Genomic DNA, 25316 nt, shown 5'->3' with positions numbered 1-25316 from the left:
GCTGGGCGGGCGGGGGTAGCAGCAGGGCCAACGTTTCGGCCAGGTCGCCCACGGCCTGGTAGCTTTCTTCAAACAGCCACTCGGGCAGGCCAGCGGCCTCTTGCGCCAGCGCTTTCAGGCGCTTGGTGGGCACCATCTGGCGGGGTTTGCCGCCTGCGAGAAAGTACGTGGCCCAGGCTGCATCGGCGGGCGGTGCCACGCGCAGGTAAGCCACCAGTGCCGCGAGTTTGGCCGACTGCGCGGTGGTGGCGTCGAGCGCCTGGAACAGCTGGGCAAAGGCCTTCATGCGGCTGCCTCATGTGTGGGTGTGCTACCTGTCACCTCAGGCGCCTCCCCTGCATCGTCCTCGTTGTCATCGGCGCCGTATTCGGTGGCGAACACCTGGGCGTGCAGCCCTTGCTCGCACAGCCAGCGCACCATCACGGCCGTGCTGCCGTGTGTCACGATGACGCGCTCCGCGCCCGTGGCGCCAATGGCTTTTTGCAAGCTGGGCCAGTCGGCGTGGTCGCTCATCACAAAGCCCCGGTCCACCCCACGGCGTCGGCGTGCGCCGCGCACCAGCATCCACCCGCTGGCAAACGCGTCGGAAAAATCACCAAAGCGCTTGAGCCAAGAGGTGCCCGCTGCCGAGGGCGGCGCCAGCACCAGCGCGCGTTTCAGGTCGGCCTTGGTGAGGCCCGGGTCCGTCACGCGCAGCGTGGGCGGCAGGTCCACGCCCGCCGCGCGATACACGGCGTTAAGCGGCTCCACCGCCCCATGCACCACGATGGGCCCGATGCTGGCATCCACCCCGTGCAGCAGCCGCTGCGCCTTGCCGAATGCGTAGGCGTACAGCACGCTGGCCTTTCCTGCCGCTGCATTGGCAGCCCACCAGGCATTGATGTCGGCAAACAGCGCGGGCTGCGACGGCCAGCGGTAGATAGGCAGACCGAAGGTGGATTCGGTGATGAAGGTGTGGCAGCGCACCGGCTCGAACGGCGGACAGGTGCCATCGTCTTCCAGTTTGTAGTCGCCCGAGGCCACCCACACCTGGCCGCCGTGTTCGACGCGCACCTGGGCCGACCCCAGCACGTGCCCGGCCGGGTGCAGCGAAACGCGCACGCCATGGTGGTTGATGAACTCGCCGTAGGCCAGCGTCTGCAGCGCGATGTCCGCCCCCAGCCGGTTGCGCAGCGTGCCCGCGCTGTCGTGGTGTGCCAGGTAGTGGGCCGAACCCATGCGCGCATGGTCCGAATGCGCGTGCGTGATCACGGCCCGCTCCACCGGCCGCCAGGGGTCGATGTAGAAGTCGCCGGGGGGGCAGTACAGGCCTTCGGGGCGGTGGACGATCAATTCGTTGCAGGACATGCGTGTGGCATCGTAGGCGGCAAGGCAAAGCCGGTGGGGCTGCCCGGGTTTGCCCGGTGGGGTGTTGCAGGCACTTTTGACGTCCAATCTGCCACAAGCGCCGGTCTTGCATGCCTCATCTGCTATCAATAATGAAGCGTATTGGCCTGTTTGGCCGTGCCGCTGAAGGCGCGTCCCTGCCCATCATCCCGCCATCGGTTGCGCCGTCTGCAGGACTGCGCCGCGTTCTGCGCGTGGTCGGCTGTCTTTACGGCAGAAAACCACGCCCGTACGATGGCGGTCGCCTGCGGCCCAGACCCGCAGCCAGGGACTCATCCATGCGCTTGTATCCGTCGTATCGGTCGCTTTTTGTCGTGCTCTACGGCCTGGTTTTGGGCCTCTTGGCCGCGTCAGCCGCTGCCCAGGCCCCTTCGGGCGCCGCGCCGCGCACCAACGCCTTCAACGACCCCTTCGTCCAGGTCACCCAAGCCATCCCGCAATGTCCCGTGCCCGAAGGGCCTCTGTACACCGAGGCCGAGGTGCGCGAACTGGCGCATGTGCGCTCTCAGCATGGCGGCAGCTGCCACCGCGTGGGGCGCTGTCGCTTGCCCAACTCCTACCTGTACGACGCCGAGATCATCCCGCGCGTGCAGCGCTACATCCAGCAGGACGGCCGCTTTGACGACACCAGCGTGTGGGTGCTGGGCGAGCGGCGGCTGGTGACGCTCAAGGGCTGCGTGCAGTCGCAAGCGCAGTCTGATGCGCTGGAGAAGGCTGTGTGGCTGGTAGACGATGTAATGGGGGTGATTAATCTGCTGCAGGTGGGGACGGATGCAGCGGCGGCGCGGTACCCGTTGCTCAGACCTTGACGGCGCCCTGAACAAGGGCAGGCTGCGCTTCAGTCGAAATGGGTGATTGAGAAACGCACTGTCGCCTGGCCGTTGTTCTTAGGCAGTGCATGCATACTCAGTACAACCAAGTCTCCTCGTGCCGACCGGTATTGCACTTCACGGAGGGTAGGCACCACCGTACTCAGGTTGGTGCTGTATGCGGGTGTGGGATCCGTGTCGTCATGGGATGCTGTGGAGTGCTGCAGCCCCTGGCCCAAGAGTTGAGCATCCAAGGCATTCCAGACCCGTTCGCCTGCGCCAGCTGCCGTGGTGAAGCCAAGCTGCGATTGCGGCGGCTTGTTGCCATCGCCCACCGATCCGAAGTATTCCTGATCCTCTGCACCCTCCGGTACTCCCAGGCTTCGAATCAATCGCGATATGCCCGCGTAGTAAACAGGAGATCCGGGCTGCGCCACGAAATCCTCCATAGAAAACATGTAGCCGATGGTGATGAGCAGGCCACACAGGGCGGCGAAGGCTACACCCGCCAGGGAAAGGATCACGGTTCGGATGGAGGTGCGGCTCATAGGGCAGATCGTTGGGCACCCGATTGTGGTGCTGAGCAACGTGTCCTACCGGGATTTCCATGGTCTCCAGACCCATTCATGTGCTGCAAAGTGTTGCCTTTCATTCACGAGGAGTTATCTGTGCAGCTGCTGTCTTCCCCGCTTTTATCTAGATACCTGCCAGCCGTGTCCATCGCCGCTGTGGCACTGCTCCCCTGCCTGCTGCCCAACTATGCCTGGGCCAAACCCTTCAAGTGGTCCGGCTCCAGCGACATCCAGACCATGGACATCCATTCGCAGAACAGCGCTCTGGGCAACGGCATCCATGCGGCGGTGTACGAGTCGCTGGTCATGTTCAACAGCCGCACGCTCAGGGTGGAGCCGCTGCTGGCCACGTCGTGGCAGCAGGTCAGCCCCACGCAGATGCGCTTCAAGCTGCGCCAGGGCGTGAAGTTCAGTGACGGCTCTGCCATGACGGCGGACGACGTCGTGTATTCGCTGCAGCGTGCGATGAGCAAGACGTCCACCTACGCCATCTACACCCAGGGCATGGACCGCATTGCCAAGGTGGATGGCGAGACCATCGACATCTTTCTGAAGAACCCCAACCCGGTGCTGCTCAACCAGCTGACCGAGCTGCGCGTGATGAGCAAGGCCTGGGCCGAGAAGAACAACGCGGTGGAGCCCAAGGACATCAAGGCCAAGGACGAAACCTATTCGCACCGCAACGCCATGGGGACAGGCCCGTACGTGCTCAAGGAATGGGTGCCCGACCAGAAGATTGTGTTCGCTGCCAATCCGGGCTGGTGGAACGCAGGCAAGGCGGAAGGCAACGTGACCGAGATCACCTACCTGCCCATCAAGTCCGAGGCCACGCGCATAGCCGCGTTGCTGTCCGGCGAGGTGGACATGGTGCGCGACACCAGCATCCAGGACCTGAGCCGCATCAAAGCCAACCCGAACCTCAAGGTCATGGAGATGGTGGAGAACCGCACCGTGTACCTGGCCATGGACCAGTTCCGCGACGAACTGGCGGGCAGCAACATCAAGGGCAAGAATCCGCTGAAAGACCTGCGCGTGCGCAAGGCGCTGTACCAGGCCATCGATGGCGCAACACTGCAGCGCGTGACCATGCGCGGCATGTCAAAACCCACGGGCGCGATGGTTTCGCCCCTGGTCAACGGGTGGACCGAGGCGGTCGACAAACGTTTGCCCTATGACCCCAATGCCGCCAAAGAACTGCTGACGCAAGCCGGCTACAGCGACGGCTTTGAGGTGGACTTTGCCTGCAGCAACAACGCCATCGTGCAGGACGAGCAACTGTGCCAGGCGATCACCGCCATGTGGTCGCGCATCGGCGTCAAGGCCAAGCTGCGCACCATGCCCGCCGTGAGCTACTACCCCATGGCCCAGCGGCACGAGGCCAGCATCGCGCTGCTGAGCTGGGGCGTGCCGACGTTTGATGCGCTGTACACACTGCAGTCGCTCACCCGCACCAAGACCACGGGGGGCGATGGCAACTACAACCTGGGCCGCTACAGCAACGAGCGCATGGACTACATCGTGGACCGCGTGAAGACCGAGACCGACCTGCCCGTGCGCAACCGGCTGCTCACCGAAGGCCTGCAGCTGCAGAACGACACCGTGGCCCATATCCCCCTGCACAACCAGATGCTGGCCTGGGCCATGAAGAAAAACGTGGAACTGGTGCAGCGGCCGGACAACCGCATCGACTGGCGGTTGATCAAGGTGAATTGAGCCCTCTGGCGCCACAGCCTTTGAGGCTGGCGCTGCCCAGGCCAGTGCACCCGTGGAACCGGCTTTGCCGGGCCACCGCGTGCTCCCCCCCATGGGGGACCGCGCCGAAGGCGACTCAGGGGGGCACTCAGTGCTCGGGCTGCAGCATGATGATCGCCATGCCCGCCAGCGCGACCAGAACGCCCGCCACATCCCATGGCGTGGGGCGGATGCCATCCACCGCCCACAGCCATACCAGTGCCACCCCGATATAGACCCCGCCGTAGGCCGCATACACGCGGCCTGCGCCTGCGGTGTCGTGCAGCGTGAGCAGCCAGGCAAACAGGGCCAGGCTAGCGGCAGCGGGCAACAGGATCCACGCGGGCTTGCCGTGTTTGAGCCACAGCCAGGGCAGGTAGCAGCCCACGATTTCTGCGAGCGCGGTGGCAACAAAAAGCAGCAGGGTGTTCAGCATGGTGCGGAGCCTTGTGCGGCACTGGGGTTTGGGGCATCTGGACAGGTGGCCAGCCACTGGCGCAGCGCCAGCTCGCCCTTGGGGGTGAAGTGCACCACGCGTGAGCCCTGCGCGCGGTGTGCCCATCCCCCTTCGAAGAGGCGCTGCAGCAGCGCCGCGCCCAATGCGCCGCCCAGGTGGTGGCGGCGCTCGCTCCAGTCCAGGCAGGGGCGGCACACCATGCGCCGCTGCAGCGCCAGTGTGGACGTGTCGATACCCACGTGCGCAAACCACCGCGCGCCAGCGGGCGTGATGGTCGTCCCTTGGGGTGTGGCCTGCAGCATGCCCTGGCGCACCAGCGCTTCATAAAACTGCACGCCCACCTCGCCCGCCAGGTGGTCGTAGCACATGCGCGCGCGGCGCAGCGCAGGCTCTCGCGGGCTGGCGCGCAGCCGCACGGCACCGGCACGAAACGCCACGTTCATCAGTGACTCCAGCAAGTGCGCCACATCACGGTCTGCCAGCCGGAAGTAGCGGTGCCGACCCTGGCTCTCCACGGCGATCAGGCCTGCATCCAGCAGCTTGGCGAGGTGGGCGCTGATGGTCTGCTTGGTCACGCCTGCAATGTCGGCCAGCTCGGTGGCCGTGAGCGCGCGGTCCGCCATCAGGGCGGTGAGGACTTCGGCGCGTGCGCTGTCGCCGATGAGCGCGGCAATGCGCGCGATGTGGGGGCCGTCTTTCATGGTTCGATCTTGGGCGAACCATTGATGGCCGTCAACCGCCTATCGTGAAACCCTTGTCCACCAACCTCTCCTGAACGCCATGATCACATGCTTCATTCGCTACGAAATCGATCCCTTTCAGCGCGAGGCGTTTGCCGAATACGCGCGCCGCTGGGGCCAGATCATTCCCCGCTGCGGCGGCCATCTGCTGGGCTACTTTCTGCCGCATGAAGGCAGCAACTACGAGGCCTGGGGCCTGATCGGCTTTGACTCCCTGGCCGCCTACGAGGCCTACCGTGCGCGGCTGCGCGCAGTCCCCGAAGGCCTCGCTAACTTTGTGCTGGCGCAGGAAAAGCGCTTCATCCTGCGCGAGGAGCGCACGTTCACGCAGGGGGTGGAAGGCACATTGGGCCTGCCCGCCCACCGGCAGGAGCCTGCCGCATGATGGCCGTGATCTTTGAAGTTCAACCAGCGCCCGGTCAGCAGGACGCTTACCTTCAAGCGGCTGCAGCGTTGCGTCCGCTGCTGGAGCAAGTGGATGGCTTCATTTCCATTGAGCGCTTTCAGAGCCTGACTGAGCCTGGCCGTCTGCTGTCGCTGTCCTTTTGGCGCGACGAGGAGGCCGTGGCCTGTTGGCGGCAGATGGAAGCCCACCGTCACACCCAGCGGCTGGGCCGCGCCAGCATCTTCCGTGACTACCGTTTGCGTGTGGCCGCTGTGGTACGGGACTACGGCATGTACGACCGGGAAGAAGCGCCGCCGGATTCACGCGCCACGCTGGAAACTGGCATGCCGTAGTTCGTTGCATTCGGCCGAAAGTGCATGACTGGCTTGGTGATCTTCACGTGCGCGCCGAGCAATCATCCAGTAGCGGCAGGCCGGGTGACCGGAGCAACTCCATGCCCGCTTCTGCGCTTTCTAGATGCGCGGGCACATCTTCTCAGTCACTCTGCGTTCTGATCTCATGACCGCCTTGGCTGGCCATGCTGAAAAAGGGCAACAAACGAACGACGGTGTTCACCAGGGACTTGTTGGCGCTACCGCCGTTGATAGCCAGCAGCGCAATCAGTTCATGCAACAGTGCGCTGGCTTGAGCGGATGAGATACGGGGATCGTTGTAGTACGCCTCCCATAGCGCTGAAAGTGCCGGGAACTGAGGAGCGTTGGCCTGGGCCAGCGCAAAGATGAACTCTTCCTGGTGCTGGATGGCTTCGTGCTGGCCGTTGGCGTACATGTCAAATGGCATAGGCTTTCTGTGCACTGTCAAAACGCGCTTGCACGGACGCAACACACGTCAGGGGCAGGGGCGTGGTGCTATGCACGCGCAGGCTCGGTAGTCAAGTGCGCGTCGATTTCTTTGGCAATGCGCCCCAGGGTCAACCACACCGTACGGTCGCGTTGGTAAGGCATGGCGCCGGCCACCGGGATACTGGTTTGGCCGAGCCCGGAAAGTATGTTCTTTCTTTCGTCCTTGGGAAGAATGGCGACGTGTTGATAGGGCTGATAAGAGGTCTTTGAAAGCACCAGCGTCGCATCGCTCACGGTAATCTGTGCGGGCATCTCTGATGACGAGGCAAAGCGCTGGCAGAGGACCGAAAAGACGGGATCCACGCTGTTCTCCAGCTCCGCAAACCCCACCAGCACCAGCAGGGCCGAGCCTCCCAGGGGCAGGTCCAAAGAGAAAACCGTTCCCACAGGGGCTGTGGTCCGGATCTTCTTTGGCTGTGGTGGTGAAACCTGGATCGGCTTTTCCGGCGGTTGGGGCGTGTGGAGGCGGGCCTCCAGTGCCTGGAGGGTTTTGCGGCGCGACGCGACGTCGTCAGGTGCATCCCGCTCTCACACATCAATATCGCCACCCGACTGCAGCAGCGAAAGGGCTATGTCTTTCAGTGCCTGATCCAGTCGCCCATAGCGCCATGCGGTGTCGGCCAGGGCGAAGTACACAAGGCAGGCGATTCCCGTGTTGGCGAGCAGATCGCCGTACCGGGCCAGGATCTTCTGGCAAGCCTCCTCGGCCGAGAGTCCGTGCGTCAGGTGCCGGACATAGTCGTCGCGAACATCACAGCTTGTGTCGTTGGCAAAGAGACCCGCTCCCCAAGCACCCACGTTGACCTCTCTTGTTGTTCAGTGATGGGTACGGAGATGCACCCGGTGGCACCCCCGCCATCTTTTTGCGGCTCGATCGGCCACGGGTCTCTGCCGTCCCGGGGGACGGCCCCATGCCCTCACATCGCAAAAATCTTGCCGGGGTTCAGGATGTTCTTCGGGTCCAGCGCGCGCTTGATGGCCCGCATCATGTCCACCGCGCCGGTGCCGGTTTCGTCCAGCAAGAAGCCCATTTTGTGGATGCCCACGCCGTGCTCACCCGTGCAGGTGCCGCCCATGCTCAGGGCGCGGGCCACCAGGGTGTGGTTCATGGCTTCGGCCTTGGTGCGTTCTTCGGCGCTGTTCGGGTCGATGAGGTAGCCGAAGTGGAAGTTGCCGTCGCCAACGTGGCCGACGAGGAAGTAGGGGATGCCGCTGGCTTCGGCTTCATGAACCGATTCGAGCAGGCAGTCGGCCAGGCGGCTGATGGGAACGCAGGTGTCGGTGCTGATGGCACGGCAGCCGGGGCGGCTTTGCACGGCGGCGAAGTAGGCGTTGTGCCGCGCGGTCCACAGGCGGGTGCGTTCTTCGGGCGTGCTGGCCCATTCGAAGGCCTGGCCGCCAAATTCGCTGGCAATGTCTTGCACCATCTCGGCCTGTTCCTTCACGCTGGCGGGCGAGCCGTGGAACTCCATGAGCAGCATGGGTTCTTCGCGCAGGGTCAGCTTGCTGTGTGCGTTCACCATGCGCACCGTGTGGTGGTCGATGAGTTCCACGCGCGCAATCGGCACGCCGATCTGGATGGTCTGGATGGTGGTACGCACGGCGGCCTCGATGCTCGGGAACGAGCAGATGGCCGCGCTCACAGCCTCGGGCAGCGGGTACAGGCGCACGGTGATCTGCGTCATGATGCCCAGCGTGCCTTCGCTGCCCACCATCAGGCGCGTGAGGTCGTAGCCCGCGCTGCTCTTCTTGGCGCGGGTGCCGGTGTGGATGACCTCGCCGCTGGCAGTGACCACCTCCAGCGCCAGCACGTTCTCGCGCATGGTGCCGTAGCGCACGGCATTGGTGCCGCTGGCGCGCGTGGCGCTCATGCCGCCGATGCTGGCGTCGGCGCCGGGGTCGATGGGGAAGAACAGACCGGTGTCCTTGATGGCTTCGTTTAGTGCCTTGCGTGTGATACCGGGTTGCACCGTCACAGTGAGGTCTTCGGCGTTGATGCTGAGCACCTGGTTCATGCGGCTCACGTCAATGCTGATGCCGCCCTGCACGGCCAGCAGGTGGCCTTCGAGCGACGAACCCGCGCCGTAGGGGATCACGGGCACTTCGTACTGGCTGGCCAGCTTCACCGCATCGGCCACGTCCTGCGTGCTTTCGGCAAACACCACGGCGCTGGGCGGTGGGGCCTGCAGCGAGCCTTCGTCGCGCCCATGCTGTTCGCGTACCGCCTGGGCCAGCGAGCACTGCGCGCCAAAGCGGGCCTGCAGCGCATCGATGAGGGCTTGCGGAACGTCGCGCAGTTGGATTTCGGGCAGCAGGTGGGCGGCAGCGGTGGGGGCGTTCATGGTGTGTGTCTCCGGTGGGTGCGGTCAGTGAGAAGCATTCTAGGTTCGGCCCCGTGGCCGGGCCCTGGGTGATCCACCTTGGGCCCGGGTGGGGATGCGGGTATTCACGGGCTTGCTGGTCAGCGGGTGGGTAAATACATTACGTTCGAAATGTATATTGTGAAAACGCCATGAACCACCGTGTTTCCCCCAAGGCCGGGGCGCGCCGCACCCATGCGGAGCGCAGCGCCGCCACCCGCCAGCACCTGATCGCCACGGCCATCGACGTGATCCAGCACCGGAGCCTGGAGGAGATGTCCATCCACGAGCTGGCCAAGTCGGCGGGCATGACCTCGGGCGCGGTGCAGCACCACTTCGAGTCGAAGGCGGTGCTGATGATGAACGTGCTGAGCGAGCTGATCGAGTCCACCGTGCGCTCGGGCGAACTCTGGCCCAGCCCCGTGCTGCCAGCGCGCGAACGGGCTACGAAGTTTGTGCAGGCGGTGTGGAGCTTGGTCTATGCGCAGCCGCGTTTCATCGTGGCCTGGAACATCTACCTGGGCTGCCGCAATCAGCCCGAGGTGCTGGGCCACATTGCAGAGCTGCGCCATAGCGTGCAGGCGCGCATGCACGAAGGCTTCTTCACGGCCTTCCCCGAGCTGGCGGCGGAGCCCGACCGCGACGGCCTGCTGGGCCTGGTGCTGTCGTCGCTGCGCGGGCTGGGGCTGCTGCAGCTGTTTGCCCCAGCACCGCCCACCGTGCCCGATGCTGCCCAGCAGGCACAACTGGCTTGCCTGGCCGACTGGATTGCCACCCGGTGCGAAGCGGCTGCGCCATCAACGGCAGCCGCTGTGTCCACCAAGGCACGTACACGCCGTCGCTGACCCCTTGTGTCTGCCTGCTTGTCGTGCGGCATCTCCCGCCTGCACGCCACGCATCGCGGACATCCATCGAAGAAAACATTACCAGGAGACACACCATGACCTCAGCTTTTACGCGCGTTCCAAGCATGGTCGCGCTGGCTGCACTCGCCAGCTTGGCCGGTGGTGCCCAGGCGCAGCAGCCTGCTGCCTACCCGGCCAAACCCATCCAGCTCATCGCCCAGCAGCCGCCCGGCAGTGGCTCGGACGCCATGACGCGGGTGTGGGCCGACTGCGCCGCGCGCGAGTTGGGTCAGCCCGTCGTGGTGCAGAACAAGCCCGGGGCCAACGGCATCCTGGCCGTCAACTACCTCAAGGCCCAGCCTGCAGATGGCTATAACCTGCTGAGCATCGGCATGTCGCAGATGACCATCACGCCCTACGTCTACAAGCAGCAGCCTTACGACCCGCTGCGCGACTTTGATGGCGTGGCCGTGCTGGGCACGTCGCCGCTGGTGCTGGCCGTGCCCGCAGGGCAGGGCATTGCCAGCCTGGCGGATCTGCAAAAGCTGGCGCGGTCCACGCCGGGCGGGGTCAACTTCGGGTCGCCGGGCAAGGGCAGCCCAGCGCACCTGCTGACCTCGGCGTTGATAGAAAAGCTGGGTGTGCCCGGCACCCATGTGCCTTTTGTGGGTGAGGGCGCGGGCCTCACCGCGCTCATGGGCCAGCAGATCCACGCGATGACGCTGGTGATTGGCACGGCAGCAGCACAGGTCAAGGCGGGCAAGCTGGTGCCGCTGGCGCTGTTTGGTGCGCAGCGCTCGCCGTTGCTGCCCGATGTGCCGACCATCGCTGAAGCCTTGCCCGCTGCCAGCGACCTGGCGCGGCCCGCGTGGATTGCCGTGGTGGCCAAGGCCGGCACGCCCCCCGAGTTGCTGAACCGGCTCAATGCGGTCACTGAGAAGTGTCGGGGTGGCGATTCGCAGTACAAGACCCGCCTTGAAGCCATGAACGTCACGCTCACTGCCACCGCACCTGCCGATGCGCGCACCTGGGCGGCGCGTGATGCGGCCGTGTGGCGCCCGCTGATCGACAAGCTGGGCCTGGCCACGGAATGACGGCGGGCACTGCAGAGCCTCAGGTCACGCTGGCCCACGGTGGGCAACTGCGCGGCCTGTGGGAGGAGGGCGTGCGTGTGTTCCGTGGCATGCCGTACGCGAAAGCGCCACGCGGCGCGCTGCGGTTTGCGGTGCCGTTGCCTGTTTCGCCGTGGTCCGGCGTGCGCGATGCCACCGCGTTTGCGCCCATGGCACCGCAGCTGGCCCGCAGCGCGCGTGCCGATGCGCCCATGCTGGGGGGCGACGACTGCCTGGCGGTCAATGTGTGGGCGCCAACCGCCGAGCCAGGAGCCCACCTGCCCGTCATGGTCTGGGTGCATGGCGGAGGCTTCTTTCGCGGCGCGGCCAGCGAGCCGCTGTACGACGGGGCGTCGCTGGCGCGACGGGGCGTGGTGCTGGTGTCGGTGCAGTACCGTTTGGGCATTGACGGGTTTTTGCACTTCGAAGGCGAGGAGCACGCTGCGCCCGCCAATCGCGGCCTGCTGGATCTGCTGATGGCACTGCAGTGGGTGCGCGACCATATCCACGCCTGGGGCGGAGATGCAGCGCGCACCACGGTGTTCGGCCAGTCGGCCGGTGCCGGGGCCTTGGCCTGTCTGATGGGCATGCCCGCTTCGCGTGGGTTGTTCCAGCGCGCCATTCTGCAAAGCCCCAGCGTCGCCTGCCAGACCTTGCAAGAGGCCGCTGCGGCGCGCCATGCCGTGGCCGTGCTGGCGGGTGTGGAGCCCACCCTGGCTGCACTGGGCGCGGCGCAGCAGGCTGCTGTGCTGCACGCCGTACACCGGCTGGCCTTCGAGCCTGCCCTGCGGCAACAGCACGGGCTGGGCGGACGCAACTTCTTTCCCTTGCGGCCCGTGGTCGATGGACGGGTGCTCACCGCACCGCCGTTGGAGGCGCTGGCGCAGCATTGGGCTGACCAGCCGCCGGCCCTGCAGGTGCTGGTGGGCAGCAACGCGCAGGAGATGCGCCTGTACCACGTGCCCGGCGGTGCCATTGACCGGGTGACAGAGGCGCAGGTCCATGCCTTTGCGCAGGACGTGGGCTTGAATGCCTCCGCCGCACACGCCCTGCGAAGCAGGCTGCCGCCCGCGCAGCAAACGCCCGGGGAGTGGCTGTGCGCGTTGCAGTCCGACTACTACTACCGCGTGCCCGCGCAGCGCATTGCCGCGCTGGCCAGCCGCTGGGCCCGCAGCGCCCATGGCTATGAATTCACCTGGCCCTCGCCGCAGTGGCGCGGGCGCCTGGGCGCTGCGCACGGTGTGGAGCTGCCGTTTGTCTTCGGCAATCTCCACACGCCCACGGGGCAGGAACTTGCAGGGCCCACGCCGCCCCCGGCGCTGGCGGATGCCTTGCAGCAGCGCTGGGTCGCGTTTGCGCACCATGGCGACCCCGGGTGGCCGCCCTATGCCGGTGAAGAGCCTCTTCTCCAGCACTTCGGCGAGGCGCTGTTGTGCGCGCCTTGCTCGCAGCCTGAACGGCTGGCGCTCTGGCAAGGCATTTTGTAGCAGCGCGTTCCTGAAAAACTTGGAAGGGCCAGGGAGGGCCTGTCAGGGGTACCGCATTCGCTGCTGGATGGCTACACTGGCCCGGCGTTCGTTTGCGACCGACCAACGATAGGGAGGGATGGCCATGGCTTCAGCCAACGTGGGAGATTGCCTGTCGGGTGCCTGGGGCACCTTCAAGAAAAACGTCCTCACCCATGTGGTGTGCACCTTGCTGGTGATGGTGGTCGCCGGCATCAGCGCCGGCCTGCTGGCCGGGCCCATGGTGGTGGGCTATATGCGCATGATCGAACGGGAGACGCGCGGCGAAGCGGTGCAGATCGGCGATGTCTTTCGGGGCTTTGACGACTTTGTGCCCGCCTTCGTGGCGGGGCTCATCAGTTCGCTGGTGGTGTCGCTGGGCTTCATGCTGTGTTTCATCCCTGGCCTGCTGGTCATGGCGCTGCCCCCGGTGGCGCTGTTCCTGGTGGCGCGCGGAGAGCGCGATGGCGTCGCCGCTTTCAGCCAGGCCTGGAGCATCGTGACCAAGAACCTCGGCTCGGCCTTCTTCTGTTCGCTGGTGCTGGGCATCGTGGGCTCGCTGGGTTTCCTGCTGTGCTGGGTGGGTGCGCTGCTGACGTTGCCGCTGTCCACCATCGGCTCCTACTACATGGCACGCCAGCTGGTGGGCGATGAACCGGTGGCACTGCCTCCCCTCTGACCCCGGCCCCGCTGTGGTGCCGCTGGGCAGACCGCCCGTCTGGCAGCCGCTGAGTGGGAGCGCGCGGCGGCTGCGGCTGGCGTTGGGCCTGGGCTGGCCCCTGGCCATGGCCGCCACGCCCTGGTGGCTGGGGCAGGGCGGGCTGGGCCTAGGTTGCGGGTTTCGCGCGCTGACGGGCATGCCCTGCCCGCTGTGCGGCGGCACGCACGCCTGTGCGGCCTTGGTCCAAGGCGATTGGGCAGCCGCCTGGGCCGCCAACCCGGGCGCACTGGTGCTGCTGCTGTGGCTCGTGCTGCTGGCGGGCCAGGCGGTGGTCGAAGGCGCCCAGGGCCGCCGCCGCGTGGTGCGCTGGCCGTGGTGGCACCCGGCGGTGCTGGCAGCAGTGGGCGGCGGGCTGGTGTTGTCCTGGGTCTTGCGTCTGGCCGGGCTCGCATAACGGCTTGCTGGCCCTGAGGGCTTTGTTGTTTCCCTCCAGGCAAAGGCGATAGCGTTCTGCGGCCGTTGGGGCGCCGCACGTAGATAGCGGCCCGCCAACGCCTGCACCACATCCATGCACCAGCATCCTTTTGGGTCGGTCTAGCGCAGCCCTGCGCATCGTTGCGGGGCAGTCCGCCCCCATGGTGCACAGCCTTCGTGCGCCAGGCTGGTGCATTCAGCTTGTATACCAGTTGGCACGGAACCTGCGATACCGCAGGCAATGACCACTGCCACCGAGATCAGCAACCGCATCATCGAAGCCGTGATGGCGCAAAAGCTCGCGCCCGGCTCCCGCCTGGGCGAGCAGCAGCTGGCCATGCTGTTCGACTGCAGCCGCACCATCGTGCGCGAGGCGCTCACGCGGCTGGCCACGCGGGGCATCGTCACTGTCAGTGCCCGGCGCGGCTGGTATGTGATCGAGCCGTCGCAGGACGAAGCGCGCGAGGCCTTCGAGGCGCGCCGCGTGATCGAACTGGGTTTGCTGCACCAGCTCAAGGTGGTGGACAAGGCGGCGCTGCGCCAGCTCAAAAGCCACCTGCAGCGCGAAAAAGCCGCGCTGGCAGGCGCCGATGTGGGCATGCGCAGCTTTCTGCTGGGCGACTTCCACGTGTGCCTGGCCGAATGCCTGGGCAACAGCCTGCTGGCCGACACGCTGCGTGACTTCACGGCGCGCACCACGCTCATCGCCATGCTCTACCAGTCGTCGCACGATGCCGCGCAGAGCTGTGCCGACCATGTGCGCATCGTCGAGGCGCTGGAGGCGGGCGACATTGCCGGCGCCGAGGCACTCATGTCCGAGCACATCGGCACCGTACAGTCGGCCCTGCGCCTGCAGGCCAGCAGCGACCCGCTGGCCGGGTTGCGCGACGCCCTGGCGCCGGTGAGCAAGAGCCCTGCACCAGCCATCCCAACAGCCCGCGCGCGCAAGCCCCGCGCTGCCAAGAGTTCCATCCCCCCAGCGTCTGACCCAGACGCACCTGCCGACGCATCCACCTACCTAGGAGCCCTGCTATGACCACCGTCCGCACCGTCACTTCGTCCACCCGCCGCCTGACCCTGGGCGTGCTTGCCGCCACCGGCCTCGCAGCGGCCCTGATGGCACCTGCAGCCCACGCGCAGAACGCTCTGGACAACATCCTCAAGGCCAAGGAAATCAAGATCGCCATTCCCACCGACTACCCGCCCTACGGCTTTGTCGGCACGGACCTCAAACCCCAGGGGCTGGACGTGGAGATGGCCAACTACATCGGCACCAAGCTGGGCGTGAAGGTCGAGCTGATCCCAGTGACCAGCGCCAACCGCATCCCCTACCTGCAAACGCAGAAGGCTGACCTCGTGATCTCCACGCTGGGCAAAAACCCCGAGCGCGAGAAGGTGATCGATTTCACTGCCGCCTACGCACCGTTCTTCCAGGCCGTGTTTGCGAGCAAGAGCCTGAGCATCAAGAGCTTTGCCGATCTGGCGGGCAAGACCGTGGCCGTGACGCGCGGCGCGATGGAAGACCAGGAACTGGCTAAGGTTGCGCCCCCCGGCGTGGACGTGAAGCGCTTTGAAGACCACGCGGCCAGCATTGCGGCCTTTGTGTCGGGCCAGACGCAGGCCATTGCCACCAGTGCATCGACGGCGGGCACCATCATGGTCAAGAACCCCAACCTGGCCACCGAATACAAGCTGCTGCTCAAGGACAGCCCCAACTTCATCGGCGTGGCCAAGGGCGAAGACAAGCTGCGCCTGCGCGTGAACGAAATCATTGCCGAGGCGCGCAAGTCGGGCGACATCGACAAGCTGTCGAACAAGTGGCTGGGCCGCCCTGCGGGCGACCTGCCCCTGTGATGCGGCGCACCGGATGAACTGCTGAAACCCAAGGGCCTGTGGCGCGACAAGCGGCGCAGGGCACAAGCATGCTGATTGCGCTCGATTTTTCTGCTGTCCTCGCGTCCTGGCCATTGCTGGTGCGCGGCGTGGTCTGGACCATAGCCCTCACCATTGTGGGCACCGTGCTGGGCCTGCTGCTGGGCACGGTCTGCGCCTGGGCGCGTGCGCGCAACCTGGGCCACCGGCCCACTGCGCTGCGCTGGGCCGTGGCCAGCTATGTGGAGCTGGTGCGCAACACGCCTTTCATCGTGCAGCTGTTCTTCCTGTTCTTCGGGCTGCCCGCGCTGGGGCTCAAGCTCTCACCCGAGTTTGCATCGGTGCTGGCCATGGTGATCAACCTGGGCGCGTATTCCGCCGAGATCATCCGCGCAGGCATCGAGGCCACGCCACGCGGCCAGATCGAAGCCGCGCACAGTCTGGCGCTGACGCCGGGCCAGACCTTCCGGCGCGTGGTGCTGCCGCCCGCGCTGCAAAAGGTGTGGCCCGCCATGGTCAGCCAGATCATCATCGTGATGCTGGGCTCGGCCGTGTGCGGGCAGATCTCCACGCCCGAGCTGAGCTACGCCGCCAACCTGATCTCCAGCAACACCTTCCGCGCTTTCGAGGCCTTCATCCTGGCCACTGCCGTGTACCTGGTGCTGTCCATGCTCACCCGCCGCCTGCTGATGTGGGTGGGCGCCCGATTCTTGGTGGGGAGGTAAATCGAGATGGTTGAATTTTCCCTGTGGGACATCCTGCGCAACCTGCTGCTGGCAGCGCGCTGGACGGTGTCCCTGTCCCTCATCGCCTTCATCGGTGGTGGCCTGGTGGGCCTGGTGCTGCTGGTGCTGCGCCTGTCCAAAGTGCGTGGCGTGGACCGCGCCGTGGGCGCTTATGTGCAGGTGTTCCAGGGCACGCCGCTGCTGATGCAGCTGTTCCTGGCCTACTTCGGCATTGCGCTGTTCGGTATCAAGACCTCGCCGTGGACGGCTGCTGCGGTGGCGCTCACGCTCTACACCAGTGCCTACCTCACAGAGATCTGGCGCGGCTGTGTGGCCTCCATCCCCAAGGGGCAGTGGGAGGCGGCGCAGAGCCTGGCGCTCAACTTTGGCGAGCAGCTGCGCCACGTGGTGCTGCCGCAGGCGCTGCGCATCGCGGTGCCGCCCACGGTGGGCTTTCTGGTGCAGGTGATCAAGGGCACGGCGCTGGCTTCGGTCATCGGCTTTGTGGAGCTGACCAAGGCGGGCAGCATGATCTCCAACGCCACCTACAAGCCCTTCCTCGTCTACGCCTGCGTAGCGCTGCTGTATTTTGTTTTGTGCTTCCCGGTGAGCCTGGTGGCGCAGTCCCTTGAAAGGAAACTCCATGGCCATCGCCGCTGAAGCCTCCGCAACCAAACCCACCCCTGCGCACGACGGCATCGTGGTGGGTGAGCCGCCCATTGTGGACATCACTGCGCTGCGCAAGTCCTATGGCAGCAACGAAGTGCTCAAGGGCATTGACCTGAAAGTGCAGCGCGGCGAGGTCATCGCCATCATCGGCAAGAGTGGCTCGGGCAAGAGCACGTTGCTGCGCTGCGTGAATGGGCTGGAGGAGTTCCAGGAAGGCGCCCTCAGCGTCAACGGCCAGAAGCTGCTGCACGACAGCCCCGCCACCATGCGCGCGCTGCGCCAGCAGGTGGGCATGATCTTCCAGAGCTTCAATCTGTTTCCGCACCTCTCTGTGGGCCGCAACATCATGCTGGCGCCCACGCTGGTGAAGGCGCGCGATGCCAAAACCGCCGAGGCGCAGGCGCGGCAGCTTTTGGCGCGCGTGGGGTTGGGCGAAAAGTTTGACGCCATGCCCGACCAGCTCTCGGGCGGCCAGCAGCAGCGCGTGGCCATTGCGCGCGCACTGGCCATGGAGCCGCAGGTGCTCCTGTGTGACGAGATCACCTCGGCGCTGGACCCTGAACTGGTGGGTGAGGTGCTGCGCGTGGTCGAATCGCTGGCGCAAGAAGGCATGACGCTGATGATGGTCACGCACGAGATGGCGTTCGCCCGCAAGGTGAGCGACCGTGTGATCTTCATGCACCAAGGGCGGGTGCATGAGCAGGGCACGCCTGCCCAGCTGTTTGGAAGTCCGCAGACGCCTGAGCTGCAGCAGTTTTTGTCATCGTTGCACGACTGAAATTCATTTGCTGCTGCTTGTACGCACAAAGGCCTGCCCACGCCCTGGAGTTCCAGCGCGGGCAGGCTTTGCGTATTGGTAGTTGCGCCTACCCCGGCCTCTGGCTCAGGACAGTTAAGCGGTGTGCAGGGTCAGGACTGCACCCCCTTGTCGAACTCGGCGCGGGACAGAGATCCGTTCTTGTCGGTATCGAGTTCCTTGAAACGTTGGCTGATGGCTGGTAGCGTGGCGGCCTCTTGGGCGCTCAGCTGACCGTCCTTGTTGGTGTCGGCCTTGTCAAATGCGGCGGCCGCTGCGGTGGAGACGCCGCCACTGCTGGGCCCCACAGAAAAAGGCGAGCCTGACTGTGCGGTGCTCTTGCTTGCGGGGCCAAATTGGGGAGGAGAGGAAGAGGAGGACGTCTGTGCCTGCAAGGCACCCACACCACCCAGAGAGAGGGCGGCGAAGAGCATCACGCTGCGTGTGTCGAACGAGTAGTGGCGTCGTTGCAGTGCTTTCATGGTGAGCCTGGCTCCTTGGAAGTTGAACAGGGTTGCATTGCACCGCAGCAAAGCGTGCCGCGCCAGCACTCTTGCCTGCTGTTGCCTCACTCTACATTTGCCAGCGCGGTGTAACGCGGCACGCCTGTTGTGTGTAGATGTCCGCACAGTTTGTAGCCAGACGCAAGCGTCCCCTGGTACGCGTTCACACCCCACATGCTCAGGCGCTTGGCCTGACCTGCAGGCCCGTGAACGTCCTACAAGCGGGGGCGGGGTGCGGCAAAACAATGCATCCAAGCATTTCGCTTGATCGCACGTTTTTCTGAAGGAGTTCTCCATGCAAAAGCAAACCGTCTTCGCCGCTCTGGCCGCATTGGCATGCACCGCTGCGCTGGCCCAGGCCCCCGCCAACAGCAATGCGCGCCCTCCGTCCGAGGTGAACCCTTCTGCATCCGGTGGTGCGGCGGCGTCAAAGGCACAAAACAAGGTGGACACGCGCAGCGCCAACAGCAGCGCCATGCCTGCCAACCCCGCAGCTGGCGACGGACGTGCGGCTCCGGTGGCCGAGATCAACCCCAGCGCTTCAGGCGGCAAGGCCGCAGCCAAGGCCGATGCACGCGTCAATGCGCGCCTGATGGACACCAACGGCGACGGCATGGTGTCGCGCCAGGAGTGGGACACCTACCACGCACATGCATGGGACACCATGAAGCCCACCAACGCTGGCGTATCCACAGCCGACATCGACAAGCTCAACCGCGCCCCCGCTGCGCATTGATCTCGCCGTACGCAGCGCCTTCATAGCGCTGCGCCGTCGCCCTGTGGCGCACCATGCTGTGTGCCACAGGGCGTGGGTTCGCGTAGCGGGCAGCTGCGGGTGGTGGGCAGTCTGTGCTCAGTGCGCAGTGCGTAGGGGATTGGAGGCGAAACGCTTGCACCCGCGTGGCGGTGGCGGAGAATTCGGGGCAGATTCACTGCGGTGGCTTGTGCCGCGCAGAAGATGGCATCCATCCTCCCGTTTCCTCATCAAGGCTCCCCATGGGCAACCGACTCACAGAAATCGCAACCCGCACCGGCGACGCAGGCACCACCGGCCTGGGCAACAACCAGCGTGTCTCCAAGAACAGCTTGCGCATTCACGCCATGGGGGATGTGGATGAACTCAACTCGCACATCGGCCTGTTGCTGTGCGAGCCGTTGCCCGATGAAGTCCGCACCTTGCTGGTCGAGGTGCAGCACCAGTTGTTCAACCTGGGAGGCGAGCTGTCGATCCCGGGCTTTGAATTGCTCAAGGCGGAAGCAGTGCTGGCATTGGACCAAGCCCTGGCCCACCACAACGCCGCGCTGCCGCGCCTGCAGGAGTTCATCCTGCCCGCGGGCACCCGCGCCGCGTCACAGGCCCACGTGTGCCGGACCGTGGCCCGCCGCGCCGAACGCGCCGTGGTCGCCCTGGGCAACGAAGAGGCGCTGAACGACGCGCCGCGCCAGTACCTCAACCGCCTCTCCGACCTGATGTTCGTGCTCGCCCGCGTGCTCAACCGCATGGATGGCGGTGATGACGTGTACTGGAAAAGCGAGCGCCTGGCCCAGCAAAACGCTACAGAATAGATAGCTACCAGCGCATATTCTTCTAGCGCTTGGGGCCGATTTCATCAAAAACACCCCCCAGCCTTTGCCACGGGCGCGTCCCAAGGCCAGGACGCCGCGCAAGGGCCGCCCCGCCGCGCTGGCGGTGTCCCCCATCCCGGATCGCGCTAGCGATGCGAGAGAAGGGAGAAGGCGCGAAGCGCCCCAGGGGGATGCCCACTAGCGGGGTGCGAGGATCGCCATCGTCAGCCGCGACACACAGGTCAGCTCACCCGCTTCGTTGTGCAGATCAATGTGCCACACGTGCGTGGTGCGGCCGATGTGCACCGGCTTTGCCGTGCCGGTCACCCAGCCGCTGGTGGCAGAGCGCAGGTGGTTGGCGTTGATGTCCAGGCCCACGGCGCGGTAGCCCTCCGGCAGGGTGTAGTAGGCGCCGGTGGAGCCCATGGACTCGGCCAGCACCACGCTGACACCGCCGTGCAGCAGGCCAAAGGGCTGGATGGTGCGGTGGTCTACCGGCACGCGGGCGCGCAGAAAGTCGTCACCCACCTCGACAAACTCAATGCCCAGGTGCTCTACGGCGGTGTTGCGGTTGGCGGCCTTCAGCAGGGCCAGGTCGATGGGTTTTTTCCAGATGGGCATGGTGGTCACGGGGCAGGGCCAAGTCAGTGCAAGCCGCTGATTGTGCCAATGCCTGTGGTCCCGCCCTGTGCCGCAGGTGCCTAGGAGCCTGTCCGACTTGGAAGTCGTCGGCTGCAAATCGGCCGCAGCGGTCCATTTTTACCGTCTTTTTGCCCCATAGCTGGGCTATGGGTCTGCAAATCCGGCAAAAACTGTCCTCGCTGGGGCCGATTCTCGCTATCGACGCTCCAAGTCCGACAGGCTCCTAGCCTCAGCCCACAAACTTTCCGTTGGCGCCCATCACCCCCAGGTCCAGAAAACGCGAGCCCACATACGGCGCGCCGCTGGCGTAGTCGATGGACAGGCCACCCAGGTCGTTGCTGCGGATGCCTGCGAGGGCGTTGCGCAGCTTGGCGCGGGTCAGGTCGCGGCCGGCGCGCTCCAGGCCCTCGGCCAGCACGCGGGCGTTCACATAGCCTTCAAAGCTGCGGGCCGAGAACTCCTGGTAGCCCAGTGCGCGCATGGCCTTCTGGTAGTCGCGCACCACGGCATAGCTGGTGCGGGCCGCGTCGGGCAGCACCATCGACAGCGCAATGCCCGAGGCCTTGCCACCGAGTTGGCGCAGGTTGTCGCCCGACAGCGCCACGCTGGTGGCGGCCAGCGGCGTGCTGGGCGACACTTTCTTGAACTCGTTGACCAGCGTGGCGGTGATGTCGCCCGCCGTGCCCAGCAGCACCGCATTGGGCTTGGCGGCCACGGCCTTGCCCACCACGTCGGCCACTTGGGCGCCTTGGGCGTCGAGCTTGAAAGCCTTGGGCGCGGGCTGCTTGGCGGCCGCCATGGCCTTGGTCACATCGGCCAGAAACTCGCGGCCAAAGGCGGTGTCCTGGTACACGACGGCCAGCTCGGTGATGCCCATGGACACCAGCTTTTGCGCCAGGCGCTGGGCCTCGTCGGTGTAACTGGCGCGCACGTGGAACACCGAGCGGTACTCGGCCTTGCGCAGCGAGGTGGCGCCGCTTTGCGGGGCCACGTAGGGGATCTGCGCCTCGTCCACCAGCGGCAGGATGCGCTGGTTGTTGGCCGTGCCCATGCAGGAGATCAGCGACACCACGTTGGCATCGGCAATCAGCTTGCGCACGTTGTCTTCGGAGCGCGCGGCGTCATAGCCGTCGTCCATGGCCAGCAGCTTGATCTCGCGGCCGTGGATGCCCTTGGCGTTGGCCTGGGCCAAGCCTGCGTCCAGCCCCTGCTTGAGTTCCTTGCCCAGGCTGGCCAGGGCGCCGGTCGTTCCCAGCGAGCAGCCAATGGTCACGCTCTTGGCGTCCATGGGGTCTTGCACGCCCACGGCGCGCGACGAGGGGGCAAGCAGCAGGCCGGCGCTGGCGGCCACGAGGGATTGGGTGAACTGACGGCGTTGCATGGTCATCAAAAAACTCGCAGACAAAATGCCACCAGCCCCGCATGGGGGCTGGTGGGGGTGGACAGGGGGAGGTCGAAAAACCTAGGGTTAACCCTGATTTTATCTGTGCAGGCTGGCAATTGGCTGTCAAAGGCTCCGGCAGGGCCTGGGGCGCGCGCCGCGTCCCCTTGTGCCGAATTTGCCCTTTGTGGCCCTTGCGCCCTTATGCCGCGCTCGCCGGGCCCGCTGGCGCGCGCATGCTGCCCGTCTCCACATACCGCTGGTGCCATGACAAGGCCTCGTTCAGCAGGTGCGGCGTGTGCTGGCCCACGGCGCCCCGTTTGGCGCGGGCCACATAGTCGTGCAGGGCGGGGCGGAAGTCCGGATGCGCGCAGCGGTCGATGATGATTTCGGCGCGCTGTGTGGGCGAATGGCCGCGCAGGTCGGCCAGGCCTTGTTCGGTGACGAGGATCTGCACATCGTGCTCGGTGTGGTCCACATGCGAGGCCATGGGCACGATGCACGAGATGCTGCCGTTCTTGGCCAGCGACGGCGTCATGAAGATCGACAGGTAGGCATTGCGCGCAAAGTCGCCCGATCCGCCGATGCCGTTCATGATGGCCGAGCCCATCACATGCGTGGAGTTCACGTTGCCATAGATGTCGGCCTCGATCATGCCGTTCATTGCGATCAGGCCCATGCGGCGGATCAGCTCTGGGTGGTTGCTGATCTCCTGCGGGCGCAGCACGATGCGCTGCTTGTAGTAGTCGATGCGGTCGTTGAAGTCCTGCATGGCTGCAGGGCTCAGCGACAGCGCAGTGGCCGAGGCGCTGGCCAGCTTGCCCGAGCGCAGCATGTCCAGCATGCCGTCCTGCAGCACCTCGGTGTAGGCCGTGAGGTTGTCGAACGGGCCGTTGTTCAGCCCTGCCAGCACTGCGTTGGCGATGTTGCCCACGCCCGACTGCAGCGGCAGCAGGTCTTTGGGCAGGCGGCCCTTTTTCACCTCGTGCTGCAGGAAGTCGATGATGTGGCCCGCGATGCGGTTGGAGGTGTCATCGGGCGCGGCGTACACGCTGTTGCGGTCGGGCTGGTTGGTCATCACCACGGCGATGACCTTGCTCGGGTCGCAGCGCAGGTAGGGCTCGCCAATGCGCTCATCAGGCCGTGTCATGGGGATCGGCTTGCGGTGCGGCGGTACATCGGTGCCGTAGTAGATGTCGTGCATGCCCTCCAGCTGCGGGTTGTGCCAGGCATTCACTTCCAGGATGACCTTGTCGGCCTGGTCCAGCCAGGTCTTGTTGTTGCCCACCGAGGACGAGGGGATCAGGCGCCCGTCGGGCAACACGCCCGCCACCTCGACCACCGCCACATCCAGCTTGCCCAGAAAGCCGAACCACACGAACTGCGCCACGTGCGACAGGTGGATGTCCACGTACTGCATCTGCCCCGCATTGATCTGGCGGCGCACCGTGGGGTCGGACTGGTAGGGCAGGCGCATCTCGATGCCGTCTACCTGGGCCAGCGCGCCGTCCAATTCGGGTGCGGTGCTGGCGCCTGTCCACAGCCCGATCTTGAAGCCATGGCCCTGCGCGTTCAGGCTTTCGATGCGGCGCGCCAGCGCGCCGGGCACGGCCTTGGGGTAGCCCGCGCCAGTGAATCCGCTCATGCCCACATGGGCACCGGCAGGGATCAGGGCGGCCGCCTCGTCGGCGGTCATGGTGCGGGAGAGAAAGTCGGGGTACAGCACCCGATCGGCCAGGGACATGAACAAACTCCGCAAAAAGAAAAAGGCCACCCGCCCGGTGAGCGGATGGCCCTGTGGACAAAACCCAGGATGCTAGCCTTCGTTCCTTACAAATTAAGGGTTAACCCTTACAAATGCGGTTCAGCCCGGCCACATCCACAGATTACGCCGCTTTGCGGTTGAGCAGCGCGTACAGCAGGATCGCTCCGAACGTGGCGGTGCCGATGCCGCCCAGCGCGAACTGGCCGAACTTGAGTGTGAAGTCGCCCGTGCCCAGGATGAGGGTGATGGCCGCCACGATGAGGTTCTTGTTCTGTGAAAAGTCCACCTTGTTGTCCACCCAGATCTTGGCACCCGCCACCGCGATCAGGCCAAACACCACGATGGACACGCCGCCCATCACCGGCAGCGGAATGGTCTGGATCAGTGCGCCGAACTTGGGGGAAAAGCCCAGCACCAGCGCAAACACACCCGCCAGCAGGAACACGGCGGTGGAATAGATCTTGGTCGCCGCCATCACGCCGATGTTCTCGGCATAGGTGGTCACGCCCGTGCCGCCTGCGCTGCCACTGACCATGGTGGCAATGCCGTCACCGATGAACGCGCGGCCCATGTAGCGGTCCAGGTTCTGGCCGGTCATGGCCGTCACGGCCTTCACGTGGCCCAGGTTCTCGGCCACCAGGATGATGGCCACGGGCGCGATCAGCAGCATGGCATTGCCGCTGAACTGCGGGGCCGCAAAGTTGGGCAAACCAAACCACGCAGCGTTGGCCAGTGCGGTCAGGTCCATGGGCTTGCCCAGGCCCAGGCCGTTGGTCAGTACTGCATAGATGATGCTGGCCACGATCAGCCCGACCAGGATCAACAGGCGCTGCACCATGCCGCGCGTGAGCACGGCCACCAGGCCCACGCTCACAAAGGTCACCACCTGCATCCAGCTGTCAAAGTTGCTGGCCGCCATGTTCTTGATGGGAATGCCCGCGAGGTTCAGCCCGATCACCGCCACCACCGAGCCCGTGACCACGGGCGGCATGAAGCGCTCGATCCAGCCCGTGCCAATCGCCTGCACCAGCGCTCCGATGAGCGTGTAGACCAGGCCACACGCAATGATGCCGCCCAGCGCCACGCCGATGTTGGCATTGGCCCCTTGGCCCGCATAGCCTGTGGCCGCAATCACCACGCCAATGAACGCAAAGCTGGAGCCCAGGTAGCTGGGCACCTTGCCGCCGGTGACCAGGAAGAAGATCAGCGTGCCGATACCGCTCATCAGGATGGCCACGTTCGGGTCAAAGCCCATCAGGATGGGCGCCAGCACCGTGGCGCCAAACATCGCAATCACATGCTGCACGCCCATCACCGCCGTCTGCGGCCAGGGCAGCCGCTCGTCCGGCGCGATCACGCCGCCTTGTTGCAACACATCGGCGCTTTTCACACGCCAGTTCATGAATCCCATGTGGTTGTTCCTTGTGGTTGAGGCGCGAATGCTAGTGGATGCGGCCAGGGTGGGGGACGAGCATCCCGGGCGGGTTACGATGCCCC

Annotated in this window: 29 protein-coding genes and 1 pseudogene; 16 read left to right on the top strand and 14 right to left on the bottom strand. The window is 65.5% G+C overall.

Features of this window, described 5'->3' with window-relative positions; translation table 11 throughout:
* Window positions 1–286, bottom strand: a pseudogene (locus AC07X4_RS19650) (ATP-dependent DNA ligase); the annotation flags it as partial.
* Entirely contained in the window at window positions 283–1347 is a 1065-nt protein-coding gene (locus tag AC07X4_RS19645; RefSeq protein ID WP_494741032.1) for a ligase-associated DNA damage response exonuclease, read from the bottom strand. The pseudogene AC07X4_RS19650 and the gene AC07X4_RS19645, both read right to left, overlap by 4 nt.
* Window positions 1348–1664: 317 nt before the next feature.
* Here AC07X4_RS19645 and AC07X4_RS19640 point away from each other — a divergent pair, with 317 nt between their 5' ends.
* The gene (locus tag AC07X4_RS19640) at window positions 1665–2195 is read left to right on the top strand and encodes a BON domain-containing protein (RefSeq protein WP_494741031.1); all 531 of its coding nucleotides are present in this window, start codon (window positions 1665–1667) and stop codon (window positions 2193–2195) included.
* Window positions 2196–2224: 29 nt separating this feature from the next.
* Here the strand turns inward: AC07X4_RS19640 and AC07X4_RS19635 are convergent, their stop codons facing one another.
* Complete coding sequence (locus AC07X4_RS19635) at window positions 2225–2743, bottom strand: hypothetical protein (RefSeq protein ID WP_494741030.1); 519 nt, start codon at window positions 2741–2743, stop codon at window positions 2225–2227.
* Between the two features lie 261 nt (window positions 2744–3004).
* On the opposite strand from AC07X4_RS19635, the gene AC07X4_RS19630 reads away from it, so the two are divergent.
* Window positions 3005–4480: an ABC transporter substrate-binding protein gene (locus AC07X4_RS19630; RefSeq protein WP_494741033.1), complete on the top strand. Its 1476-nt coding sequence runs from the start codon at window positions 3005–3007 to the stop codon at window positions 4478–4480.
* A 127-nt stretch (window positions 4481–4607) separates the two neighbouring features.
* Here the strand turns inward: AC07X4_RS19630 and AC07X4_RS19625 are convergent, their stop codons facing one another.
* Both AC07X4_RS19625 and AC07X4_RS19620 read right to left on the bottom strand, forming a co-directional pair.
* Complete coding sequence (locus AC07X4_RS19625; RefSeq protein ID WP_494741029.1) at window positions 4608–4934, bottom strand: YnfA family protein; 327 nt, start codon at window positions 4932–4934, stop codon at window positions 4608–4610.
* Window positions 4928–5656, bottom strand: coding sequence for an ArsR/SmtB family transcription factor (locus AC07X4_RS19620; RefSeq protein ID WP_494741028.1), 729 nt, complete (start codon window positions 5654–5656; stop codon window positions 4928–4930). Before AC07X4_RS19620 ends, AC07X4_RS19625 begins: the two co-directional genes overlap by 7 nt.
* A gap of 79 nt (window positions 5657–5735) precedes the next feature.
* Here AC07X4_RS19620 and AC07X4_RS19615 point away from each other — a divergent pair, with 79 nt between their 5' ends.
* Window positions 5736–6080, top strand: coding sequence for an NIPSNAP family protein (locus AC07X4_RS19615; protein ID WP_494741027.1), 345 nt, complete (start codon window positions 5736–5738; stop codon window positions 6078–6080).
* Window positions 6077–6433 carry an antibiotic biosynthesis monooxygenase family protein gene (locus AC07X4_RS19610; protein ID WP_260665788.1) on the top strand — a complete coding sequence of 119 codons (357 nt, stop codon included), beginning with the start codon at window positions 6077–6079 and terminating at the stop codon, window positions 6431–6433. Before AC07X4_RS19615 ends, AC07X4_RS19610 begins: the two co-directional genes overlap by 4 nt.
* A gap of 142 nt (window positions 6434–6575) precedes the next feature.
* Here the strand turns inward: AC07X4_RS19610 and AC07X4_RS19605 are convergent, their stop codons facing one another.
* From AC07X4_RS19605 to AC07X4_RS19590, 4 genes are all read right to left on the bottom strand, one after another.
* A complete protein-coding gene (locus AC07X4_RS19605; RefSeq protein ID WP_494741026.1) occupies window positions 6576–6881 on the bottom strand; it encodes a hypothetical protein in 306 nt (101 codons plus the stop codon).
* A gap of 68 nt (window positions 6882–6949) precedes the next feature.
* Window positions 6950–7312: a hypothetical protein gene (locus tag AC07X4_RS19600; protein ID WP_494741025.1), complete on the bottom strand. Its 363-nt coding sequence runs from the start codon at window positions 7310–7312 to the stop codon at window positions 6950–6952.
* Window positions 7313–7471: 159 nt separating this feature from the next.
* A complete protein-coding gene (locus AC07X4_RS19595; RefSeq protein WP_494741024.1) occupies window positions 7472–7741 on the bottom strand; it encodes a hypothetical protein in 270 nt (89 codons plus the stop codon).
* Window positions 7742–7860: 119 nt separating this feature from the next.
* Window positions 7861–9285, bottom strand: a complete 1425-nt coding sequence (locus AC07X4_RS19590; RefSeq protein WP_494741023.1) for an FAD-binding oxidoreductase — start codon at window positions 9283–9285, stop codon at window positions 7861–7863.
* 170 nt (window positions 9286–9455) lie between these two features.
* Here AC07X4_RS19590 and AC07X4_RS19585 point away from each other — a divergent pair, with 170 nt between their 5' ends.
* The 10 genes from AC07X4_RS19585 (at window position 9456) to AC07X4_RS19540 (ending at window position 17944) form a co-directional block, all read left to right on the top strand.
* Window positions 9456–10148 (top strand): TetR family transcriptional regulator, encoded by a 693-nt coding sequence (locus AC07X4_RS19585; RefSeq protein WP_494741022.1) that lies wholly within the window; start codon window positions 9456–9458, stop codon window positions 10146–10148.
* Window positions 10149–10243: 95 nt separating this feature from the next.
* A complete protein-coding gene (locus tag AC07X4_RS19580) occupies window positions 10244–11242 on the top strand; it encodes a Bug family tripartite tricarboxylate transporter substrate binding protein (RefSeq protein ID WP_494741021.1) in 999 nt (332 codons plus the stop codon).
* Window positions 11239–12747 carry a carboxylesterase/lipase family protein gene (locus tag AC07X4_RS19575; protein ID WP_494741020.1) on the top strand — a complete coding sequence of 503 codons (1509 nt, stop codon included), beginning with the start codon at window positions 11239–11241 and terminating at the stop codon, window positions 12745–12747. The genes AC07X4_RS19580 and AC07X4_RS19575 overlap by 4 nt, the downstream gene beginning before the upstream one ends.
* A 124-nt stretch (window positions 12748–12871) precedes the next feature.
* Complete coding sequence (locus AC07X4_RS19570; RefSeq protein WP_436137490.1) at window positions 12872–13444, top strand: hypothetical protein; 573 nt, start codon at window positions 12872–12874, stop codon at window positions 13442–13444.
* A complete protein-coding gene (locus tag AC07X4_RS19565; RefSeq protein WP_494741019.1) occupies window positions 13416–13880 on the top strand; it encodes a DUF2752 domain-containing protein in 465 nt (154 codons plus the stop codon). Before AC07X4_RS19570 ends, AC07X4_RS19565 begins: the two co-directional genes overlap by 29 nt.
* Window positions 13881–14141: 261 nt before the next feature.
* A complete protein-coding gene (locus AC07X4_RS19560) occupies window positions 14142–14936 on the top strand; it encodes a GntR family transcriptional regulator (protein ID WP_494741018.1) in 795 nt (264 codons plus the stop codon).
* A complete protein-coding gene (locus AC07X4_RS19555; RefSeq protein ID WP_494741017.1) occupies window positions 14933–15754 on the top strand; it encodes a transporter substrate-binding domain-containing protein in 822 nt (273 codons plus the stop codon). The genes AC07X4_RS19560 and AC07X4_RS19555 overlap by 4 nt, the downstream gene beginning before the upstream one ends.
* A 68-nt stretch (window positions 15755–15822) precedes the next feature.
* Window positions 15823–16497: an amino acid ABC transporter permease gene (locus tag AC07X4_RS19550; protein ID WP_494741016.1), complete on the top strand. Its 675-nt coding sequence runs from the start codon at window positions 15823–15825 to the stop codon at window positions 16495–16497.
* A gap of 6 nt (window positions 16498–16503) precedes the next feature.
* Window positions 16504–17157, top strand: coding sequence for an amino acid ABC transporter permease (locus AC07X4_RS19545; protein WP_056057035.1), 654 nt, complete (start codon window positions 16504–16506; stop codon window positions 17155–17157).
* Window positions 17141–17944 (top strand): amino acid ABC transporter ATP-binding protein, encoded by an 804-nt coding sequence (locus tag AC07X4_RS19540; protein ID WP_494741015.1) that lies wholly within the window; start codon window positions 17141–17143, stop codon window positions 17942–17944. Before AC07X4_RS19545 ends, AC07X4_RS19540 begins: the two co-directional genes overlap by 17 nt.
* Before the next feature lie 131 nt (window positions 17945–18075).
* Here the strand turns inward: AC07X4_RS19540 and AC07X4_RS19535 are convergent, their stop codons facing one another.
* Window positions 18076–18444 carry an EF-hand domain-containing protein gene (locus tag AC07X4_RS19535; RefSeq protein ID WP_056057038.1) on the bottom strand — a complete coding sequence of 123 codons (369 nt, stop codon included), beginning with the start codon at window positions 18442–18444 and terminating at the stop codon, window positions 18076–18078.
* Window positions 18445–18760: 316 nt separating this feature from the next.
* Here AC07X4_RS19535 and AC07X4_RS19530 point away from each other — a divergent pair, with 316 nt between their 5' ends.
* Window positions 18761–19201, top strand: a complete 441-nt coding sequence (locus AC07X4_RS19530; RefSeq protein WP_056057040.1) for a hypothetical protein — start codon at window positions 18761–18763, stop codon at window positions 19199–19201.
* A gap of 260 nt (window positions 19202–19461) precedes the next feature.
* Window positions 19462–20031, top strand: coding sequence for a cob(I)yrinic acid a,c-diamide adenosyltransferase (locus tag AC07X4_RS19525; protein ID WP_099731601.1), 570 nt, complete (start codon window positions 19462–19464; stop codon window positions 20029–20031).
* A gap of 198 nt (window positions 20032–20229) precedes the next feature.
* On the opposite strand, the gene AC07X4_RS19520 is transcribed toward AC07X4_RS19525, so the two are convergent.
* From AC07X4_RS19520 to AC07X4_RS19505, 4 genes are all read right to left on the bottom strand, one after another.
* A complete protein-coding gene (locus AC07X4_RS19520; protein ID WP_108500132.1) occupies window positions 20230–20652 on the bottom strand; it encodes a hotdog fold thioesterase in 423 nt (140 codons plus the stop codon).
* Between the two features lie 250 nt (window positions 20653–20902).
* Window positions 20903–22054, bottom strand: a complete 1152-nt coding sequence (locus AC07X4_RS19515; RefSeq protein WP_436074227.1) for an ABC transporter substrate-binding protein — start codon at window positions 22052–22054, stop codon at window positions 20903–20905.
* Between the two features lie 202 nt (window positions 22055–22256).
* Window positions 22257–23798, bottom strand: coding sequence for a succinyl-CoA:acetate CoA-transferase ScpC (gene scpC / locus AC07X4_RS19510; RefSeq protein ID WP_056742383.1), 1542 nt, complete (start codon window positions 23796–23798; stop codon window positions 22257–22259).
* Window positions 23799–23940: 142 nt separating this feature from the next.
* The gene (locus tag AC07X4_RS19505) at window positions 23941–25230 is read right to left on the bottom strand and encodes a solute carrier family 23 protein (protein WP_056742381.1); all 1290 of its coding nucleotides are present in this window, start codon (window positions 25228–25230) and stop codon (window positions 23941–23943) included.
* Window positions 25231–25316 lie beyond the last annotated feature (86 nt).

This window comes from Acidovorax sp. GW460-11-11-14-LB4 (assembly GCF_059423685.1).
Note: the sequence above shows the minus strand (reverse complement) of the source record. Positions and strands in the feature narration are given on the sequence as shown.

Bases quoted from the DNA above. Each gene is read 5' to 3' on its own strand.
- AC07X4_RS19645 (WP_494741032.1), bottom strand. From the start codon at position 1,347: ATGTCCTGCAACGAATTGATCGTCCACCGCCCCGAAGGCCTGTACTGC.
- AC07X4_RS19640 (WP_494741031.1), top strand. From the start codon at position 1,665: ATGCGCTTGTATCCGTCGTATCGGTCGCTTTTTGTCGTGCTCTACGGC.
- AC07X4_RS19635 (WP_494741030.1), bottom strand. From the start codon at position 2,743: ATGAGCCGCACCTCCATCCGAACCGTGATCCTTTCCCTGGCGGGTGTA.
- AC07X4_RS19630 (WP_494741033.1), top strand. From the start codon at position 3,005: ATGGACATCCATTCGCAGAACAGCGCTCTGGGCAACGGCATCCATGCG.
- AC07X4_RS19625 (WP_494741029.1), bottom strand. From the start codon at position 4,934: ATGCTGAACACCCTGCTGCTTTTTGTTGCCACCGCGCTCGCAGAAATC.
- AC07X4_RS19620 (WP_494741028.1), bottom strand. From the start codon at position 5,656: ATGAAAGACGGCCCCCACATCGCGCGCATTGCCGCGCTCATCGGCGAC.
- AC07X4_RS19615 (WP_494741027.1), top strand. From the start codon at position 5,736: ATGATCACATGCTTCATTCGCTACGAAATCGATCCCTTTCAGCGCGAG.
- AC07X4_RS19610 (WP_260665788.1), top strand. From the start codon at position 6,077: ATGATGGCCGTGATCTTTGAAGTTCAACCAGCGCCCGGTCAGCAGGAC.
- AC07X4_RS19605 (WP_494741026.1), bottom strand. From the start codon at position 6,881: ATGCCATTTGACATGTACGCCAACGGCCAGCACGAAGCCATCCAGCAC.
- AC07X4_RS19590 (WP_494741023.1), bottom strand. From the start codon at position 9,285: ATGAACGCCCCCACCGCTGCCGCCCACCTGCTGCCCGAAATCCAACTG.
- AC07X4_RS19585 (WP_494741022.1), top strand. From the start codon at position 9,456: ATGAACCACCGTGTTTCCCCCAAGGCCGGGGCGCGCCGCACCCATGCG.
- AC07X4_RS19580 (WP_494741021.1), top strand. From the start codon at position 10,244: ATGACCTCAGCTTTTACGCGCGTTCCAAGCATGGTCGCGCTGGCTGCA.
- AC07X4_RS19575 (WP_494741020.1), top strand. From the start codon at position 11,239: ATGACGGCGGGCACTGCAGAGCCTCAGGTCACGCTGGCCCACGGTGGG.
- AC07X4_RS19570 (WP_436137490.1), top strand. From the start codon at position 12,872: ATGGCTTCAGCCAACGTGGGAGATTGCCTGTCGGGTGCCTGGGGCACC.
- AC07X4_RS19565 (WP_494741019.1), top strand. From the start codon at position 13,416: ATGAACCGGTGGCACTGCCTCCCCTCTGACCCCGGCCCCGCTGTGGTG.
- AC07X4_RS19560 (WP_494741018.1), top strand. From the start codon at position 14,142: ATGACCACTGCCACCGAGATCAGCAACCGCATCATCGAAGCCGTGATG.
- AC07X4_RS19555 (WP_494741017.1), top strand. From the start codon at position 14,933: ATGACCACCGTCCGCACCGTCACTTCGTCCACCCGCCGCCTGACCCTG.
- AC07X4_RS19550 (WP_494741016.1), top strand. From the start codon at position 15,823: ATGCTGATTGCGCTCGATTTTTCTGCTGTCCTCGCGTCCTGGCCATTG.
- AC07X4_RS19545 (WP_056057035.1), top strand. From the start codon at position 16,504: ATGGTTGAATTTTCCCTGTGGGACATCCTGCGCAACCTGCTGCTGGCA.
- AC07X4_RS19540 (WP_494741015.1), top strand. From the start codon at position 17,141: ATGGCCATCGCCGCTGAAGCCTCCGCAACCAAACCCACCCCTGCGCAC.
- AC07X4_RS19535 (WP_056057038.1), bottom strand. From the start codon at position 18,444: ATGAAAGCACTGCAACGACGCCACTACTCGTTCGACACACGCAGCGTG.
- AC07X4_RS19530 (WP_056057040.1), top strand. From the start codon at position 18,761: ATGCAAAAGCAAACCGTCTTCGCCGCTCTGGCCGCATTGGCATGCACC.
- AC07X4_RS19525 (WP_099731601.1), top strand. From the start codon at position 19,462: ATGGGCAACCGACTCACAGAAATCGCAACCCGCACCGGCGACGCAGGC.
- AC07X4_RS19520 (WP_108500132.1), bottom strand. From the start codon at position 20,652: ATGCCCATCTGGAAAAAACCCATCGACCTGGCCCTGCTGAAGGCCGCC.
- AC07X4_RS19515 (WP_436074227.1), bottom strand. From the start codon at position 22,054: ATGCAACGCCGTCAGTTCACCCAATCCCTCGTGGCCGCCAGCGCCGGC.
- scpC (WP_056742383.1), bottom strand. From the start codon at position 23,798: ATGTCCCTGGCCGATCGGGTGCTGTACCCCGACTTTCTCTCCCGCACC.
- AC07X4_RS19505 (WP_056742381.1), bottom strand. From the start codon at position 25,230: ATGGGATTCATGAACTGGCGTGTGAAAAGCGCCGATGTGTTGCAACAA.